The sequence below is a fragment of the Variovorax sp. Soil_C_19 genome, from assembly GCF_057657255.1.
This window is the reverse complement of record NZ_JBDGIV010000043.1, coordinates 1-452: the sequence shown is the minus strand read 5'-3', so window position 1 is coordinate 452 and position 452 is coordinate 1. Positions and strand designations below refer to the sequence as shown.

General features: G+C 71.7%; 1 protein-coding gene. It reads left to right on the top strand.

The window, feature by feature from the left end; translation table 11 throughout:
* A partial coding sequence (locus AC3A6R_RS27140) for an autotransporter-associated beta strand repeat-containing protein (RefSeq protein ID WP_487863278.1) occupies positions 1-452 on the top strand: 452 nt, incomplete at both ends.

The following is a 452-nucleotide window of genomic DNA, read 5'->3' as shown; positions in this document are numbered from 1 at the left end:
ATCGTCAAGGTGGGCAGCGGCACGCTCACGCTCACGGGCGCCAACAGCTACACCGGCGGCACCACCGTGGCGGCCGGCACCCTGAGCGTGAACAACACGAGCGGCAGCGCCACCGGCAGCGGCGCGGTACAGGTGCAGGGCGGCGCAACCCTGTCCGGCAGCGGCACCATCGCAGGCGACGTGACACTGGGCAAGGGCGCCGTCCTGTCCGCGGGCAACACAGGCGTCGCCAGCGGCGTCGGCACGCTCACGACGGGCAACCTCAGCCTCGGCAGCGGCGCGGTGCTGAACTACGACCTCGGCCAGGCCGGCGTGGCGGGCGGCACGCTGAACGACCTGGTCAACGTCAACGGCAACCTGCAGCTCGACGGCACCTTGAACGTGGCGCAGACGGCCGGCGGCCAGTTCGGCGCGGGCCTGTACCGGCTCATCAACTACACCGGCACGCTGAC